Source organism: Streptomyces sp. NPDC045899 (assembly GCF_056431485.1).
Window position 1 is genome coordinate 25567 of the sequence record NZ_JBWKKP010000012.1, and the last position, 15957, is coordinate 41523.

Consider the following 15957-nt stretch of genomic DNA (forward strand, 5'->3'; position numbering starts at 1 on the left):
GAGATGGCATCCAGAAGACATTGACGAGAAGTGGAGCCACTGCCATCCTTCTGGACGTGAGCCAATCCGAGAATTTCGCCGTGCGCCTGCACGTCGATCTGCGACGCCAGGCCAGCGCCATCTGTGCCGCCGGCCGCTGAGCCGTCCGCGCTCGTCTCTCTCGCTCTTCTCTCTCACGCTCCTTCTCCTGCTCGGCATCTGACGGTTTCCGCTGCCCCATGAGCGCGTGAGTCCTGCTTTTCCGCTCTGCCTTCATGCCTTTCCCCGGTCATTCCTCCACGGGCTGCCGGAGAATGGCTTCATGGCGATGTCAGGACTCGCCCTCCGCGGATTTCCGGATCGTGCCGTGCGGTGATTCGGCCTGCCCTTTCACATCCCCTTTCACAAGGACCCTCCTCATGCGCACAGCTACGTCCAGGCGACAATTCATGACCCTGCTCGGTGTCTCGGCCGCGGCGGTGAGCTGTGGCACGGCCGTGGGCGGCGGGTCCGGAAAGCAGACCAAGAACCTCCGTTACCAGGGGTGGGCCGGCCAGGTCACCCTCCCCGAACTCGCCGAGGACCTGGGCTACCTGGACGATGTGAAACTGGACTGGGTCGGAAACACGATCAGCGGCCCCCAGGACATCCAGTCGGCGGCCACCGGGCAGATCGACTTCGGCGGGGCCTTCAACGGCGCGGTGGTCAAACTGGCCGCGAACGGTGCCCCCATCACCTCCGTCATCAGCTACTACGGTTCCGACAAGCGCGCGTACAACGGCTTCTACGTACGGGAGGACAGCCCGATCCGGTCGGCCCGCGACCTCATCGGGAAGAAGGTCGGGATGAACACCCTCGGGGCCCACTCCGAGGCCATGCTCGACATCTACCTCCAGCGCCACGGACTGTCCCAGGACGAGATCGACAAGGTGGAGCCCCTCGTGGTGCCGCCGGTCAACACCGAACAGTCCCTGCGGCAACACCAGATCCAGGTCGGTGTGCTCGGGGACATCCTGCGCGACAAGGCCGTGGCCAAAGGCGGGGTCCGGCCGCTGTTCACCGACTTCGAGCTCCTCGGGGCGTTCAGCGCCGGCACCTATGTGATGACCGACCGCTTCCTGCGGCAGAACCCCGACACCGCCAAGACCTTTGTGACCGGTGTGGCCCGTGCCATCGAGTGGGCGCGGAAAAGGCCGCGCGAGGAGGTCATCGCACGGATGACGGAGGTCGTGAAGAAGCGCGACCGCAAGGAGGACGCCACCCCGCTGAAGTACTGGAAGTCCTTCGGGGTCGCCGAGACCGGCGGCCGGATCACCGACAGACAACTCCAGCTGTGGATCGACTGGCTGGCGGAGCGCGGTGACATCAAGCGCGGCAAGGTCACGGCCTCCGGTCTCTACACCAACAAGTACAACGACTACCGCCCGGCGGGCACCTCGTCCGGCTCCCCGGCACCGTCCGCCACGAAGACCCGGAGCTGATCCCATGACCGCCAGAATCGCCTTCGAACAGGTCCGCAAGGTGTTCCCCGTACAGAGGCCGGGCGGCCGCCGGGCCACCGAGTTCACCGCCCTCGACGGAGTCGACCTGGAGATCTCCGCCGGTGAGTTCGTGGTGGTCGTCGGGCCCAGCGGCTGCGGCAAGTCCACCCTGCTGGATCTGCTGGGCGGCCTCACCCGGCCCACGAGCGGACGGATCCTCCTGGACGGAGAACCGGTCACCGGCCCCGGACTCGACCGCGGCATCGTCTTCCAGCAGTACGCGCTGCTGCCCTGGCGCACCGCCCTGGGCAACGTCGAGTTCGGTCTGGAGGCCACCGGGGTGCCACGGCGCCGGCGCGCCGAACGAGCCCGGGAGTACCTGGACCTGGTGGGCCTGACCGGATTCGAGGACCGCCACCCGCACGAGCTGTCCGGGGGGATGCGCCAGCGCGTGGCGATCGCCCGCAGCCTCGCCTACGACCCCGATGTGCTGCTCATGGACGAGCCGTTCGCCGCGCTGGACGCCCAGACCCGGGAGCTGTTGCAGAACGAGCTGCTGCGGATCTGGGAGCGGACCGGCAAGACGGTGGTCTTCATCACCCACGGCATCGAGGAGGCGGTCTACCTCGGACAGCGGGTGGCCGTCCTCACCTCCCGGCCGGGGACGGTCAAGGAGGTCGTCCCGATCGCGCTCGACGCCCGCAGCACGGCGGACGATGTGCGCTCCAGCCCGGAGTTCGCCCGCTACCGGCATGAGATCTGGAACCTGCTGCACGACGAAGTGGCCCGCGCCCAGCAGCTGGAGAAGGAGAGTGTTCCCGTATGAGCCCCACCGGGACGACCACCGTCAAGGACCCCATCGCCCCCGTGGCGGACACCGCCCCGGACCGCGGCCCCGCCGGGCCGCGCGCCCCGGAGAGCACACCGGCACCGGACACCGGGCCACCACGGACGGAACGGCTCCCCGCCGGAGTCCGTGCCGCCGCCCGACTGCTGCCCGGTCTGCTGGTGCGCGGTCTCACCAAGGTGGTGGCGATCGCCGCGCTGCTCGCCGTATGGGAGGTCGCGCCCCGCGCCGGTCTGGTGGACCGCACCTTCCTGCCGCCCTTCCACGAGGTGGCCGTCGCCTGGTGGGAGCTGCTGGCCGACGGCCAGCTCACGGACAACGCCCGGGCCAGTCTGACGCGTTCGTTCACCGGGTTCGGTCTCGCCGTCGTCATCGGCGTTCCGCTCGGACTGCTGATCGGCCGCTACCGGGTGGTCGCGGATCTGCTGGGCCCGCTGCTGGAGGTGTTCCGCAACACCGCGGCGCTGGCGCTGCTCCCGGTGTTCGTCCTGCTGCTGGGCATCGGGGAGACTTCCAAGATCTCCATCGTGCTCTACGCCTGCACCTGGCCGATCCTCCTCAACACCATCAGCGCGGTGCGCCAGGTGGACCCCACCCTGCTCAAGCTGGCGAAGTCCATGGACCTCTCCGCGCCACGGCTGTTCCAGAAGGTGATCCTGCCCGCCTCCATACCCACGATCTTCACCGGCATCCGGCTTGCCGGAGCGTCGTCCATCCTGGTGCTGGTGGCGGCGGAGATGGTCGGCGCCAAGGAGGGGCTCGGCTACCTGATCAACGCCTCCCAGTACAACTTCGCCATCCCGCAGATGTACGCCGGGATCCTCACCATCTCCGTCATCGGCGTCGCCTTCAACCAGCTGCTCGTGACCGTGGAACGCAGGCTCAGCTCCTGGCGTGTCCCCGCGACCGGCTGATCGCACCCCAGTCACCCCGTACGACGTCAGCAGAGAGGTCCCCATGGCCGGCAGACGACGCCAGTTCCATCTCAACGCCTTCCTGATGAACGCGGGTCACCATGACGCCGCCTGGCGGCACCCCCACACCCAGCCCGAGCGCATCACCGATCTGACCTACTTCCAGGAGCTCGCGCGGACCGCCGAGCGCGGCAAGCTCGACTCGCTCTTCCTCGCCGACGGCCTCACCCTGTGGGGCAACGCCCGCCACAACGCGGTGGGTGGATTCGAACCGCTCACCCTGCTGTCCGCCCTCGCCGTCACCACCGAGCACATCGGCCTGATCGCGACCGTCTCCACCACCTTCGACGAACCCTTCCACGTGGCCCGCCGGTTCGCCTCGCTGGACCACCTCAGCGGTGGCCGGGCCGGATGGAACATCGTGACCTCCGGCAACGTCGCCGAGGCCCGCAACTTCGGACGCGAGGAACACCTCGCACACCAGCTGCGCTACGAACGCGCCGCCGAGTTCCTGGACGTGGCCACCCGGCTGTGGGACAGCTGGGAGGACGACGCGGTGGTGCTGGACCGCGAGAGCGGTGTCTACGCCGACGGGGACAAGGTCCGTGCCATCGGCCATCGCGGAGCCCACTTCCGCGTGGACGGACCACTCAATGTGCGGCGCTCGCCGCAGGGCCATCCGCTGCTGGTCCAGGCCGGATCCTCGGAGGACGGAAAGGAGTTCGCCGCCCGCTGGGCGGAGGCGGTCTTCACCGCGCAGCAGACCCTGGCCGACGCACAGACCTTCGCCAAGGATCTGACCTCCCGGCTGGCGCGCCACGGCCGCAGCCGCGACCAGTTGAAGATCCTCCCGGGTATCTGCCCGGTCATCGGCTCCACCGAGGCCGAGGCCCGCGCGCTGGAGGACGAACTGACCGGACTCCAGGTCCCCGAGTACGGGTTGCAGCAACTCTCCGGGATGCTGGGCACCGATCTGACCGGTCTTCCGCTCGACGGCCCGCTGCCCGAGCTCCCGGAGGAGCGGGACATCAACGGCAACAAGAGCCGCTTCACCCTCGTGGCCGACCTCGCCCGCCGTGACGGCCTCACTCTGCGGGAGCTGATCGCCCGGCTCGGCGGTGGCCGTGGCCACCGTGTCTTCGCCGGTACCCCGGAGCAGATCGCCGACGAGCTGGAGGAGTGGTTCACCGAAGACGCGGCCGATGGATTCAACATCATGCCACCGCATCTGCCCGGTGGGCTGGAGGACTTCGTGGACCACGTCGTCCCCGTCCTCCAGCGGCGCGGTCTGTTCCGTACCGAGTACACCGGTGACACCCTCCGCGACCACTACGGACTCGCCCGCCCCTCGTCCCCCCACACCGCCTGAGCACACCGAACACCCATCGAAGGGAAGCCGTCCCCATGACCAGCACCGGATTCGACGTCCGCAAGATCGGCGGCCGGATCGGCGCCGAAGTCCTCGGCGTCACACTCTCCGACGAGCTCGACCCAGCCCTCTTCACCGACATCAATGCCGCGCTCCTGGAGCACAAGGTGCTCATCTTCCGCGGTCAGCACTTGGACGACGCCGCCCAGCTCCGTTTCGCCTCCCTCTTCGGGGAGCTGACCACCGCGCATCCGACGGTGCCGTCGGTCGACGGACAGCCGAGCATCCTTCCGGTCGACGCCGAGGAGGGCATCCGCGCCAACCGCTGGCACACCGATGTCACCTTCGTCCGCACCCCGCCGAAGGTGTCCACCCTGCGCGGCATCGTGGTCCCGCCCTACGGCGGCAACACGCTCATCGCCAACGCGGCCGCCGCCTACCGCGATCTGCCCGAGCCGCTGCGGCACCTGGCCGACTCGCTGTGGGCCGTCCACACCAACGAGTACGACTACGCCGAGCCCCCCAGGAACGAGAGGGCGGCCGAACACCGCCGGCGGTTCGTCTCCCGCACCTACCGGACCGCCCACCCCGTCGTCCGCGTTCACCCCGAGACCGGTGAACGCGGACTGTTCATCGGCGGTTTCGCACAGAGCTTCCTCGGTCTCGGCCCGTCGGAGTCCCGCGATCTGCTGCGGATCCTCCAGTCGTACGTCGTCCGTCCGGAGAACATCGTGCGCGTCGCCTGGTCCCCCGGCGACGTGGTGGTCTTCGACAACCGCATCACCCAGCACTATGCCCCCGACGACTACGGCGACCTGCCGCGGCTGCTGCACCGGGCGACCGTCGCGGGCGATGTCCCGGTCGGGGTGAACGGTGAGCGCAGTTACCTCCTCGAGGGCGATGAGGCCGGCCACTACACCCCGGCCGCCGCCTGACGGTCCACCGCCCCGCCGAGGGGTCGCCCGGTGTGTGGTGTGCGCACACCGCACACCGGGCGACCGCCCATGGCAGGCTGGACCCATGAGCCGACCGGTGGAGACCCCGGAGCTGCGGACGTTCCCGGCATCACTGCGCAGGGGCGAGCCGCTGTCCGGTACCGTCGCGGCGATCGAGCGGTTCGGTGTGTTCGTGGCGCTGGACGACGGCCCCGACCACCCGGTCTTCCCCGGCGTCGGGTTCATCACCATCCCGAACTGACGTGGCTGCGTGTCGAATCGGACGCGGAGGTCGTCGAGGTCGGCCAGCGCGTGACGGGTGAGTTCCTCCAGTTCGACACCTGGAACATGGAGGCCAGGCTGTCCCTGCGGGCGATGCGGCCCGACCCCTTCCAGACGTTCGCCGACCGCGTCGCGGTCGGACAGCGGCTGTCCGGACGCGTCACCGAGCTCGTCCCGTTCGGTGTCTTCGTCCGGGTCGCCGACGGTATCGAGGGACTGGTGCGCCACGGTGAGCACGCGGCGGCGCCCGCGGCGGGACCGCAGGCCGCCGTCCGGCCCGGCGACGAGGTCACGTCACCGTCACCGATGTCGACCGGGAGCGCCGCAGGCTGGCTCTCTCCCGGCTCCGGGTACGGTCCGGGGCGCCGCCGGATGTGCCGCCCCGGACCGCGGATCACGCTCAGCTCCGGAACGGTCCGGTCACCTCGTAGGTGATGCCGCCCGAGGAACTGCCGGTGGTCCCCCGCTGCGAGGAGAAGTAGAGGCGGGAGCCGTCGGGCGAGAAGGCGGGACCGGTGATCTCCGAGCCCGACTGGCCGGTGACGCGGAGGAACGGGGCGACGACGTCATCGGGGGTGATCAGACAGATCTCCATGTTCCCGCCGTCCTCGGCGATGAAGAGGTCGCCGGAAGAGGAGCCGGTGACGTTGTCCACCCCGGTGAGGGGAGCGGTGCCGCCGGTGACGAGGGAGTCGTCGTAGGCCAGTTCGTAGGTGCCGTCGGTCAGGTCGAGCCGCCACAGGCGGTTGTCGCCCTTGGTGGTGAACCAGACGGTGTCGTTCGCGTAGTGGCAGCCCTCGCCGCCGTTGAACCGCTTGGCGCCGGGGACCTGGTCGCGGGTGACGGTGGGGGAGCCGTCGGGGTCGGGGACGGTGACCCAGGAGAACGATCCGGAGGTGGCGGTACCGGCCTGGAGGACCTGGAGCGTGCCGGTGGACAGGGTGCCCCAGTTCGTGGGCACGAAGCGGTAGAAGCAGCCGTCGGGCTCGTCCTCGGTCAGATAGACGACGCGGCGCACCGGGTCGGCCGCGGCCGCCTCGTGCTTGAACCGGCCCATCGCGTCGCGCCGTATGGCCGCGTTCACGCCCCACGGGTCGGTTTCGTAGACGTAGCCGAGGCTGACCTCTTCGCAGGACAGCCAGGTGTTCCACGGCGTTCTGCCACCGGCGCAGTTCTGCCGGGTGCCGGACAGGACGCGGTGGGCGCCGGTGATGGAGCCCGAGGAGCCGAACCGCACGGCGCCGACACCGCCGCCGGGGTTGATCTCGGAGTTGGAGACGTAGATCCATCCGCTGCCGTCGGCGAAACAGGCACCGCCGTCGGGAGCGTCGTGCCAGGTGTACGAGGTGCCCGCGACCTTCTGCCCGGACCGGGCGATGACGCGGCTGCTGAAGCCGCTGGGCAGTCGGATGCCGTTGGCGTCGGCGGATCCCAGGGCGCCGTACGGTCCGGGACCCGGCTGGGCCGGGGCGGCGTAGGCCGCCCCGCGCATGAGGGTGCCGCCGAAGGCGGCGGCCGAGGTGCCGAGGGCCGCTCCGCGCAGGAAATTGCGACGTTTCACACTGACTCCACGGGTGACGGGATACCCGCCGTCCCGGGGCGGACGGCGGGTGCGCGCAGGAGAGTAGAGGAGCTGGATCCAGGAGAGCAGTTGACGGCACATCAACAGTGGATGAATCACAGCCGCACGCACCCGGCCGTACCGCGGGCCGCTAGACGGAGGCGACCACCTGGCCGGACATGACCTGGGGCGGGTTGGGCAGCAGGGACGCCAGGCGGTCCCGTACGAACGCCGCCGCCTTGTCGACCGACTCCGCCGCCCCCGCCTCGCTCTCGAAGACACTGGTCGAGACCATGACCCCGTTCCCGGCGTCGATCCAGTAGTAGGCCAGGAGTCCGGGGATGTCCCGGAGGAGGGGTACGAACCCCTCGTTCACCCGGCGTCCCGCCTCGGCCGGATCGGTCACCCCTGTGTAGCGTCGCACGGCTGCGTACACGGTCGTCTCCTCATGTGTCGGGGGCGGCTGCTGCGCAGGCCGTACCCGTGACAGGGGCGTCCCGCCCGCGTGTCGTCCGCCGATCACCGGAAGGTGCTGTCGGCCGGTGGTCCGATTGGTGGTGCGTCAGTCCCCGGGGCGCAGCAGACCACGCCGTCATCCGCAACCCGCTCGCCGAACCCGCCGTCCTGGGGCCGGGCCGTGGGGGATGGCCGGTGCGGCGTTCGCCGGTGCGGCGATCAGCTCCGTCGTGGTCTTCGGGCTCGCCGCCCGGGGCGGGTTCCCGCAGAACCGGCTGGTGCTCGTCGGGTTCGGGGTGGCCACCGGGACCGGCGCGCTGATCAACCTGCTCATCGTGCTCACCGACCCGTTCAACGCGACGAAGGCACTCACCTGGCTGTCGGGTTCCACCTACGGGCGGTCCCTGCCCGATGTGGTGCCCCTCGCGGGTGTGCTCGCCGTGGGGGTGACCGTCGCCGTACTGCGGCGCACCGAGCTCGACCTGGTGTCACTGGACGAGGACACCCCTCGGCTCCTGGGGGTCCGCCTCGCCCGGGGGCGCCTGGGGTTCCTCGCGCTGAGCGTCGTGCTGGCGGCCACCGCCGTGGCGGCCGCGGGCACGATCGGCTTCGTCGGGCTGGTGGCACCGCACGCCGCCCGCGCCCTGGTAGGCCGTCAGCACGTCCGGGTCGTCCCGGTCTCGGTGCTCCTGGGCGCCACGCTGGTGTGCGTGGCGGATCTGCTGGGCCGCACCGTGATCGCCCCGGCGCAGCTCGGCGCCGGGCTGATGACCGCCGTGATCGGTACGCCGTACTTCCTCCATCTGCTCGTCCGCAGCCGCCGCCGGAGCGGTCGCGGGTGAGCGGGCGAGGCCGTGCGCCGTCCGGAAACGCGATCTGAACACCCTTGGTTCCTGTGTGCGCCCGCTACCAGGTGCGCGCCGCATCGAGGAGATGGGTGCGCAGGGCCGCCAGGGCCGGGGTGTCCTGCGTACCGGCCCGGCAGGCCAGGTACAGGGTGTTGATCGGGGGGATCTCGGGCTCCAGCAGCGGGGTGAGGGCGCCGTCGGCCAGTTCGGCGGCGCACAGATAGCGGGGGAGCACCGAGATGCCCGCGTCGGCGACGACGGCGGTCAGCACGGCGCGCAGGTCGGGCACGACGATCGTCGGACTGTGGGCGGGGCGGGTGCCGAAGACGGTGCGCCAGTAGCGGCGGATGATGGGCAGGTCCTCGGCGTAGCTGATCAGGGGGAGATGGCGGAGCGCCGCGGGCCCCTCCCGCACGAGCCGTTCGCCGTCGAGCTCGGCGGCGGTCCGCGGTGCCGCCACGAGGACGAACTCCTCATCGGTGAGCGGCACCGACACGATGGCGCGGCCACGCGGACGGATGCTGGAGACCACCACGTCGAAACGGCCCTCCGGCAGCCCGGCCAGCAGATCGTCGGCCAGCCCCAGGGTCACCCGCAGCTTCAGCCCCTGGCGGATGAGGGGGGTCAGGGAGGCCAGCACACGGGTGCCGGTGAGCTCGGCGGGACCGCCCAGGTGCACCGGCCTGGTGAACGGACGTGCGCGGTCGGCGAATCCGCGTTCACCGATCGCGACCAGCGCGTCCACATGAGGGGCGGCCTCCGCGGCGAGTTCGTCGGCCACGGTGGTGGGCACCACGCCCCGCGGCAGCCGCCGGAACAGCTGCTGGCCCACCTGCTGCTCCAGGGTGCGGATCTGCGCGGTGACGGTGGGCTGCGACAGGCCCACCTGCCGCGCGGCGGCGGTCAGCGAACCCGTCCGGTACGTGGCCAGGAAGGTCTTGAGCAGAGAGAGGTCCATCCCGCCTCCTCGGCGGCTTTCCCATCGGTTTTCCGATGGGCCTATGGCCATTCTTCCATTGGTCCTCTATGGCCGCAGCGGCCTACCGTGCTGGTGAGCCGCACGGCCCGCCCGGGTGACGGGCCGCGGTGACCCGCTTTCTTCGGACCAGGAGACCGTCATGCCCCGCACCGGCAAGGTTGCACTCGTTCTGACCAGCCACGACCAGCTCGGCGACACCGGCCGGACCACCGGTTTCTACCTTCCCGAGGCCGCGCACCCCTGGAAGGTCCTGACGGACGCCGATTACGAGGTCGACCTGGTCTCGGTCAAGGGCGGCCGCCCGCCGATGGACGGTGCGGACCTGTCCGACCCGGTCCAGCAGGCGTTCCTGGACGACCCGCGTATGGCCGGGCAGTTGGACCGCACCGCCCGGCCGCAGGACGTCACCGCGTCCGACTACGAGGCGGTGGTGTACGTCGGCGGTCACGGCACCATGTGGGACTTCCCCGGCAACACCGAACTGGCCGGTATCGCCCGGGACGTCTACGAGGCGGGCGGCGCGGTGGCGGCCGTCTGCCACGGCCCGGCCGGTCTGGTCGACATCACCCTGTCCGACGGGTCCTATCTGGTGGACGGCAAGAACGTGGCGGCCTTCACCAACGACGAGGAAGTCGCCGCCGGGCTCACCGACGTGGTGCCGTTCCTGCTCCAGAGCAAGCTGGAGGAGCGGGGTGCCAGGCACACCGGCGCCGCCGACTTCGAGCCCCATGTGGTGGTCGACGGCCGTCTGGTGACCGGACAGAACCCCGCCTCGGCCACCGCTCTGGGCGAGGCACTCGTCAAGGTCCTCGCCGGATAGCGACCCCGGCGACCGGGACCGCGGCGGTCAGCCGCCGCGGTCAGCCGGACACCTCCGAAGGGCGGCGGATGGCGGGAGGCCGATCGGGACCCGTCATCCGCCGGGCCGGCTGACATGGTGCTGGAGCACATCGCAGGTGTACTGGAACTCCTCCATCAAACGGGTGGCCTCGATGACCAGGACACCGTACGGGCGCGCCGGATCGGCCAGTGGCAGACCGTCCCGCTCGGCCTGTTCGGCCACGTGCCGACGGCAGCGCTGCGCCTCGTCCGCCAGCCGGCACAGCCGCGGGGCCTGTTCGTCGAGCCGGTCCTCGTCGAGCTCGGTGAAGACCTGGGTGATACCGGAGAGACATTCCAGGAAGGCCGCGTAGGACTCCAGGAACGCCTCGTCGCGGTGGTCGCCCTCGTCCCGGTTCCACCGGTCCAGCGCCCGGATGAGGCTGGCCACTTGGTACATGGTGCGCTCCAGGGCCTCCAGCACCGCCCCGTACCCCTCGAAGCTGGTGCTCCGGAGCTGACGGCGGAAGAGGCGGCGCGGGTTGAAGTGGAGGCTTTCCCGGGCCGTCCGCAGCCCCGCCCGCGCCTGCGAGATCAGACCTTCCGTCCGTTCGGCGCGGCTCCGCCAGTGCCCGGTCCGCTCGCCGTCGACGTCGTGCTCGCGCAGCGCCGGGTACATGTCGCTGACCAGGTCGCTCAGGGAATGGGCGAGGGTGTGGATCCCGTGCTCGGCGCCGCGGTAGCGCAGGGGCGGCACGATGATGACGTTCACCAGTACCCCGATCCCGCAGCCGATGAGGACCAGCAGGACGATCTGGCCGAGCTGGCTGACCCTGTCCTGGTTCGTGGCCGCCGAGGCATAGGTGGAGAAGGCGAAGAAGGCCGCCGTCGCCACCTGGGAGCCCTGCGACCCGAGAGCGGGCCACCGGCCGATCGTGAGGGCGATCAGCGCCACCAGGACGAACGTCAGCACATCGGGCCCGATGAGGAACCCCAGTGCCGCCTGTACCGCGACTCCGGCGGTCACGGCAGCCACGTAGCGTGTCGACTGCAGCAGCGACTGGTACACGGTCACCTGCATGATGAGCACCGCGGAGAACGGGGCGAACGCGGGGGACTGCGCGTTCAGCAGGTAGTAGGAGACCGCCCAGGCGAGGGTGGCGGCCAGTGTGCTCTTGCCGATCAGCAGCACGGTGTGCCGCTCATGGCCCTCCGATCCGACGGCCCGGCGCCACCACTGCGCGACCCTGGCGAACCATCCCCGCTGGGCCGGTTCCATCCGCCCCGCACCCTCTCCACCAGCGACGACGGTGTTGTGCTCGTTCAACGACCCCTCCAGTTCGACGTACTTCGTCGGCCCCCGGTACCCGGTTCGGTGGCTTTGATTCCCGGAGGCGGTGAGGCGTGCGCCGGACGCGGGCCGAGCCCCCTCTTCATGGTCCTCCCGGTCGTACTCCTTCGCAGCCCGGTCCGGCTGTGGCCGAGCACCGCGGTGGCCGGCCGCACCCCCGACGGAGGTAATCCGCGGCGCGGTGACGGTACGGCGGAGTCGGGTGCATGTGAGCCTGTGGTCCGGGTACCCGGTCGGCGGGAGGTGTGTACACGGTGGCACGACGGCTGGTGGCGGGCGCGGAACTCCTCGGCTGGTGGGGGGCGTTGACCCTGCTGTGGATCGTGCTGATCGGTCCCGTGGACGCCCTGGAGTTCATGGTCGGCGCCGCTGCCGGGCTGGTGGCCGCCACTGCCGGATGCGGAGCGCGGCGCGCGGCCGGTGACCGGTGAGCGGCTGGACCGCGGCCGGCACCGCGCTGCTGTTCTGCGGTGTCGCGCCGGCCGGATGGTGTGCGGCCACCGGCCCGGTTCGCCGCCGGGTGCCCGCGCAGAACCTGACCAGCACGCTGCTGTGCCTGGTCTTCCTCCTGCTGGCGCAGGGTTTCCAGCGCACCGCGTATGCCGACACCGCGCTGGTGCTCGCGGTGCTCGGCCCGGCCGGCACCCTGCTGTATGTGCGTCTGCTCGCCGATGAGTTGGCCGCCCACCCGCCGCGCCCACGTGCATTGCGTACGGTCACCGCGCTGAGTTACCTGGCCGTGCCCGCCGTGCTGCTGCCCCTGTGCGGGGTGGCAGGACCCGGCCGCGCCCTGGCCAAACTCCTCGTCATCGGAGCCCTGTTGGTACTCGGAAGCTGGGGCGCGGTCCACGCGGTGAGGGCGCCCGTCACCGCCGGACACGCACGCGGCAGACCTGCGAAGGGGACGGATGATGGCTGACGACCTGCCCGTACTGCTCGGACTGCTGCTGGTGGCGGTGGCCGGTACCGGAACCGTCATGGTGCGCGACCCCGTGCGGCAGTCCTTCGTGATGACGCTGTTCGGCCTGGCCCTCGCGACCCTGTTCCTGCTGCTGCAGGCGCCCGATGTGGCGCTCTCCCAGCTGGCGGTCGGTGCCGCGCTGACTCCGCTGATGGTGCTGCTCTCGGTGCGCAAGGTGCGCCGCAGGGCCCGCGGTGGAGGAGGGGAGGATCGCGGGTGAGCATGCGGACCCGGCTGTGGGCGCTCGCCGTAGGAGGTCTGGGCACGGCCTTGCTGTACCTGCTGGCATGCCATGATCTGCCCGCGTTCGGCGGATCGTGGCATCCCTACGGTGACCGGGCGGTCCACGCCGCCCTCACCCGGCACACCGCCAACGTCGTCTCCTCGGTCAACTTCGACCAGCGGACCCTGGACACCCTCGGCGAGGAGTCCATCCTCTTCGGCTCCGTCATCGGCACCGTCGTCCTGCTGCGGCAGACCCGCGACGAGGACCGGCTGCCCCCGGAGCCGGTCCGGGCGGCACCACCGGTGCGCCGCTACGCCCTGCTCACGCTGCCGGTCACCCTGCTGATCGGGCTGTACGTCGTCGCACACGGGCAGCTCAGCCCCGGGGGTGGCTTCCAGGGCGGGGTGGTGGTGGCGACCTCACTGCACCTGCTCTACATCGCGGTGGACTACCGGGCGCTCGAACGGATCCGCCCCGTCGGTCTGTACGAGGTGGCGGACGCCGCGGGTGAGGCCGGATACCTGCTGCTGGGTTCGGCCGCGCTGCTGACGGGCGGGGCCTTCCTGACCAACTTCCTGCCCTACGGCACGTTCAACACCCTCGCCTCCGGCGGCACCGTCCCGCTGCTCAACGCCGCCATCGGGGTGGAGGTGGCGGCCGGTGTGGTGGTGCTGCTGGCCCGCTTCCTCGACCAGGCCGTGGAGATCGAGAGCGAACGGGCGGGCATCGGTGGGGAGGGCGGCCGATGAGCGTGCTGCCGTACCTGGTCGCCGGGTGGCTGTTCCTGGTCGGCTGTTACGGGCTGGCCACCAGCCGCAACCTGATCCACGCGGTGGGCTGTCTCTCGGTCTGCCAGTCCTCGACGTATGTGCTGCTGCTCGCCATCGGCTACCGGAAGGGCGGCACCGCCCCGGTCTTCTCGGACCTCACCCCCGGCTCGGGGCCGGTCGTCGACCCGGTCGTCCAGGCCCTCACCCTCACCGACATCGTCATCGGCGCGACCGTCACTGCACTGCTGCTCTCGCTGGTCATCCAGGTGGCCAAACGGCACGGGACGGTGGATCCCGACCAGCTCTCGGAGCTGCGGGGATGACCGCGGCGCGGCTCCTGCCGCTGATCGTGGCCGTCCCGCTGTTCGGTTCCGCGGTACTGGTCGGAGCGGGACGGCGGCTACCGCGTCACACCGCCGAGGTGCTGGCCTGTCTGTTCGCCGCGGGCACCGCGACACTCGCCCTGTGGACCGCGGCGGCGACCCCTTCCGCCGTCGCCCGGCCCGTCGAGTGGGTGGGCGGCTGGCGGCCGCACGAGGGGGTGAGCGTCGGCATCGTCCTGGTCGGCGACCACATCGGACTCGGTCTCGCCACACTGGTGTCGCTGCTGGTGCTGGCCTCGCTCGCCTACGCCTGGCGGTACTTCGACGAACCTCCGCGGCGCCACGCCGGGTCCTTCCCCGCCCTGGTGCTGCTCTTCCAGGCGGGCATGTGCGGCTTCGCCCTGACCGGCGACCTCTTCAACGCGTTCGTGTTCTTCGAGCTGATGAGCGTGGTGGCGTACGCGCTGACCGGCTACCGCGTCGAGGAGGCGCGCGCCGTCCAGGGCGGTCTGGTCTTCGGGATCGTCAATTCCCTCGGCGGCTACGCCACGTTGTCGGGGATCGCCCTGCTCTACGCTCGCACCGGCGAACTGGGCTTCGCGCAGATCGGCCGGGCCCTGGACGCCCGCTCCGCCGATGGCCCGGACGCGCTAGTGATCGCAGCCTTCGTCCTCGTCGCCACCGGACTGCTCGTCAAGGCCGCCGCGGTGCCGTTCCACTTCTGGCTCGCCGACGCGCACGCGGTGGCCCCGACCCCCGTGTGCATGCTGCTGTCGGGGGTGATGGTCGAGCTGGGCGTGTACGGAGTGGCCCGGGTCCACTGGACCGTCTTCGCCGGTCCCGGCGGCATCCCCGCAGCCGACGCGCGCCGCGCTCTGCTGGTCCTGGGGGTGCTGACGGCGGTGCTGGGCTCGGTGATGTGCTGGCAGCAGCGCCACCTCAAGCGGCTGCTCGCCTACTCCACGGTCTCGCACACCGGTCTGTTCCTGATCGGCCTGGCGCAGCTCACCCCTGAGGGGATCGGTGGTGTCACCCTGTACGTCCTGGCGCACGCCGGGGTGAAGGCAGCGCTGTTCGCGTGTGTGGGCATCCTGCTGGACCGGTACGGCAGTGTCGATGAACACCAGCTGCACGGGAGGGCGAGGGAACTTCCGTGGGTGGGCGTGATGTTCGGCCTCGGCGGTCTGGCCCTGGCCGGGCTGCCCCCGTTCGGGACGGCCCTGGGCAAGGAGGTCACCGAGGAGGCCGCGGGGGGCGGGGCGACCGTGCTGTTCGTGCTGGCCTCGGCGGTCACCGGCGGCGCGGTACTGCGGGCCGGGGGCCGGGTGTTCCTGGGGCTCGGCAGCCGGCCTCCGGACGCCCCGGAGGAGACGACCGGTACGGCGGAGGAACCGGAGACCCGGGGTGGGCCGCTGTCCCGGATCCCGGACTCCATGCTGGCGGTCCCGGCAGTGTTGCTCGCCGGGGCGCTGGCGGTGGGGCTGGTCCCCGTACTGCGTACCGCCGTCGGTCACGCCGCGGACACCTTCACCGATCACCACGGCTATCTGGTCTCCGTGCTGTACGGCCGGGCGGCGGATCCCATAACCGCTCCCGCGCCGCACTGGACGCTCGCCGGTGTGCTGGTGGGCTTGCTGGCCACCGCCCTGGCCGTGGCGCTCGCACTGCTGGCCATACGGCGTCCGGCGGAGGAACCAGCGCGCTGGTTCACCCCGCTCAGGCGGTTGCACTCGGGCCATGTGGGCGACTACGTCGCGTGGTTCCTGGTGGGCATCACCCTGCTGGGAGCCACTATTGGTCTGAGCCTCACCCCTTAGAACTCCTAACGAAATGATCTTTGAGGTGGTTGGATCACT

At 70.7% G+C, this 15957-nt stretch carries 18 protein-coding genes and 1 pseudogene; 15 read left to right on the forward strand and 4 right to left on the reverse strand.

The features are described from left to right. The first annotated feature begins 398 nt into the window (after positions 1–398). From AC07FT_RS19150 to AC07FT_RS19180, 7 genes are all read left to right on the forward strand, one after another. Positions 399–1460, forward strand: coding sequence for an ABC transporter substrate-binding protein (locus AC07FT_RS19150; protein ID WP_479177239.1), 1062 nt, complete (start codon positions 399–401; stop codon positions 1458–1460). A gap of 4 nt (positions 1461–1464) precedes the next feature. After that, positions 1465–2286 (forward strand): ABC transporter ATP-binding protein, encoded by an 822-nt coding sequence (locus AC07FT_RS19155; RefSeq protein ID WP_479177240.1) that lies wholly within the window; start codon positions 1465–1467, stop codon positions 2284–2286. Next, the gene (locus AC07FT_RS19160) at positions 2283–3221 is read left to right on the forward strand and encodes an ABC transporter permease (protein WP_479177241.1); all 939 of its coding nucleotides are present in this window, start codon (positions 2283–2285) and stop codon (positions 3219–3221) included. Before AC07FT_RS19155 ends, AC07FT_RS19160 begins: the two co-directional genes overlap by 4 nt. A 43-nt stretch (positions 3222–3264) precedes the next feature. After that, positions 3265–4590 carry an LLM class flavin-dependent oxidoreductase gene (locus AC07FT_RS19165; protein WP_479177242.1) on the forward strand — a complete coding sequence of 442 codons (1326 nt, stop codon included), beginning with the start codon at positions 3265–3267 and terminating at the stop codon, positions 4588–4590. A 35-nt stretch (positions 4591–4625) separates the two neighbouring features. Next, positions 4626–5525, forward strand: coding sequence for a TauD/TfdA dioxygenase family protein (locus tag AC07FT_RS19170; RefSeq protein WP_479177243.1), 900 nt, complete (start codon positions 4626–4628; stop codon positions 5523–5525). An 85-nt stretch (positions 5526–5610) separates the two neighbouring features. Then, a complete protein-coding gene (locus tag AC07FT_RS19175; protein ID WP_479177244.1) occupies positions 5611–5787 on the forward strand; it encodes a hypothetical protein in 177 nt (58 codons plus the stop codon). A gap of 50 nt (positions 5788–5837) precedes the next feature. Further along, complete coding sequence (locus tag AC07FT_RS19180; protein WP_479177245.1) at positions 5838–6242, forward strand: S1 RNA-binding domain-containing protein; 405 nt, start codon at positions 5838–5840, stop codon at positions 6240–6242. On the opposite strand, the gene AC07FT_RS19185 is transcribed toward AC07FT_RS19180, so the two are convergent. Continuing rightward, positions 6208–7368 carry a PhoX family protein gene (locus tag AC07FT_RS19185; RefSeq protein WP_479177246.1) on the reverse strand — a complete coding sequence of 387 codons (1161 nt, stop codon included), beginning with the start codon at positions 7366–7368 and terminating at the stop codon, positions 6208–6210. The two genes, AC07FT_RS19180 and AC07FT_RS19185, sit on opposite strands and share 35 nt — an antisense overlap. 151 nt (positions 7369–7519) lie before the next feature. Continuing rightward, positions 7520–7804 (reverse strand): hypothetical protein, encoded by a 285-nt coding sequence (locus AC07FT_RS19190; protein WP_479177247.1) that lies wholly within the window; start codon positions 7802–7804, stop codon positions 7520–7522. Positions 7805–7956: 152 nt separating this feature from the next. On the opposite strand from AC07FT_RS19190, the pseudogene AC07FT_RS19195 reads away from it, so the two are divergent. Next, positions 7957–8666, forward strand: a pseudogene (locus AC07FT_RS19195) (iron chelate uptake ABC transporter family permease subunit); the annotation flags it as partial. 64 nt (positions 8667–8730) lie between these two features. Here AC07FT_RS19195 and AC07FT_RS19200 read toward each other — a convergent pair. Continuing rightward, a complete protein-coding gene (locus AC07FT_RS19200; RefSeq protein ID WP_479177248.1) occupies positions 8731–9630 on the reverse strand; it encodes a LysR family transcriptional regulator in 900 nt (299 codons plus the stop codon). 160 nt (positions 9631–9790) lie between these two features. Here AC07FT_RS19200 and AC07FT_RS19205 point away from each other — a divergent pair, with 160 nt between their 5' ends. Beyond that, a complete protein-coding gene (locus AC07FT_RS19205) occupies positions 9791–10471 on the forward strand; it encodes a type 1 glutamine amidotransferase domain-containing protein (protein ID WP_479177249.1) in 681 nt (226 codons plus the stop codon). A gap of 93 nt (positions 10472–10564) precedes the next feature. On the opposite strand, the gene AC07FT_RS19210 is transcribed toward AC07FT_RS19205, so the two are convergent. After that, positions 10565–11797, reverse strand: a complete 1233-nt coding sequence (locus AC07FT_RS19210) for an FUSC family protein (protein WP_479177250.1) — start codon at positions 11795–11797, stop codon at positions 10565–10567. A gap of 278 nt (positions 11798–12075) precedes the next feature. Between AC07FT_RS19210 and AC07FT_RS19215 the strand changes: the two genes are divergently transcribed. Genes AC07FT_RS19215 through AC07FT_RS19240 form a run of 6 tightly spaced genes read left to right on the forward strand, consistent with a single transcriptional unit; the run spans position 12076 to position 15918 of the window. Further along, on the forward strand, positions 12076–12252 hold the full coding sequence (locus AC07FT_RS19215) for a hypothetical protein (protein ID WP_479177251.1): 177 nt from the start codon (positions 12076–12078) through the stop codon (positions 12250–12252). Next, positions 12249–12740, forward strand: a complete 492-nt coding sequence (locus tag AC07FT_RS19220; RefSeq protein ID WP_479177252.1) for a monovalent cation/H+ antiporter complex subunit F — start codon at positions 12249–12251, stop codon at positions 12738–12740. Before AC07FT_RS19215 ends, AC07FT_RS19220 begins: the two co-directional genes overlap by 4 nt. Further along, a complete protein-coding gene (locus AC07FT_RS19225) occupies positions 12733–13002 on the forward strand; it encodes a hydrogenase subunit MbhD domain-containing protein (protein WP_479177253.1) in 270 nt (89 codons plus the stop codon). Before AC07FT_RS19220 ends, AC07FT_RS19225 begins: the two co-directional genes overlap by 8 nt. After that, entirely contained in the window at positions 12999–13757 is a 759-nt protein-coding gene (locus tag AC07FT_RS19230) for an MnhB domain-containing protein (RefSeq protein WP_479177254.1), read from the forward strand. The genes AC07FT_RS19225 and AC07FT_RS19230 overlap by 4 nt, the downstream gene beginning before the upstream one ends. Next, positions 13754–14101: a sodium:proton antiporter gene (locus tag AC07FT_RS19235; protein WP_479177255.1), complete on the forward strand. Its 348-nt coding sequence runs from the start codon at positions 13754–13756 to the stop codon at positions 14099–14101. The genes AC07FT_RS19230 and AC07FT_RS19235 overlap by 4 nt, the downstream gene beginning before the upstream one ends. Next, positions 14098–15918 (forward strand): complex I subunit 5 family protein, encoded by a 1821-nt coding sequence (locus AC07FT_RS19240; RefSeq protein WP_479177256.1) that lies wholly within the window; start codon positions 14098–14100, stop codon positions 15916–15918. The genes AC07FT_RS19235 and AC07FT_RS19240 overlap by 4 nt, the downstream gene beginning before the upstream one ends. Positions 15919–15957 lie beyond the last annotated feature (39 nt).

Excerpts from the sequence above, each read along its gene's own strand:
- AC07FT_RS19200 (WP_479177248.1), bottom strand. The coding sequence starts at position 9,630 with ATGGACCTCTCTCTGCTCAAGACCTTCCTGGCCACGTACCGGACGGGT.
- AC07FT_RS19175 (WP_479177244.1), top strand. The coding sequence starts at position 5,611 with ATGAGCCGACCGGTGGAGACCCCGGAGCTGCGGACGTTCCCGGCATCA.
- AC07FT_RS19160 (WP_479177241.1), top strand. The coding sequence starts at position 2,283 with ATGAGCCCCACCGGGACGACCACCGTCAAGGACCCCATCGCCCCCGTG.
- AC07FT_RS19170 (WP_479177243.1), top strand. The coding sequence starts at position 4,626 with ATGACCAGCACCGGATTCGACGTCCGCAAGATCGGCGGCCGGATCGGC.
- AC07FT_RS19225 (WP_479177253.1), top strand. The coding sequence starts at position 12,733 with ATGGCTGACGACCTGCCCGTACTGCTCGGACTGCTGCTGGTGGCGGTG.
- AC07FT_RS19240 (WP_479177256.1), top strand. The coding sequence starts at position 14,098 with ATGACCGCGGCGCGGCTCCTGCCGCTGATCGTGGCCGTCCCGCTGTTC.
- AC07FT_RS19150 (WP_479177239.1), top strand. The coding sequence starts at position 399 with ATGCGCACAGCTACGTCCAGGCGACAATTCATGACCCTGCTCGGTGTC.
- AC07FT_RS19205 (WP_479177249.1), top strand. The coding sequence starts at position 9,791 with ATGCCCCGCACCGGCAAGGTTGCACTCGTTCTGACCAGCCACGACCAG.
- AC07FT_RS19165 (WP_479177242.1), top strand. The coding sequence starts at position 3,265 with ATGGCCGGCAGACGACGCCAGTTCCATCTCAACGCCTTCCTGATGAAC.
- AC07FT_RS19235 (WP_479177255.1), top strand. The coding sequence starts at position 13,754 with ATGAGCGTGCTGCCGTACCTGGTCGCCGGGTGGCTGTTCCTGGTCGGC.
- AC07FT_RS19155 (WP_479177240.1), top strand. The coding sequence starts at position 1,465 with ATGACCGCCAGAATCGCCTTCGAACAGGTCCGCAAGGTGTTCCCCGTA.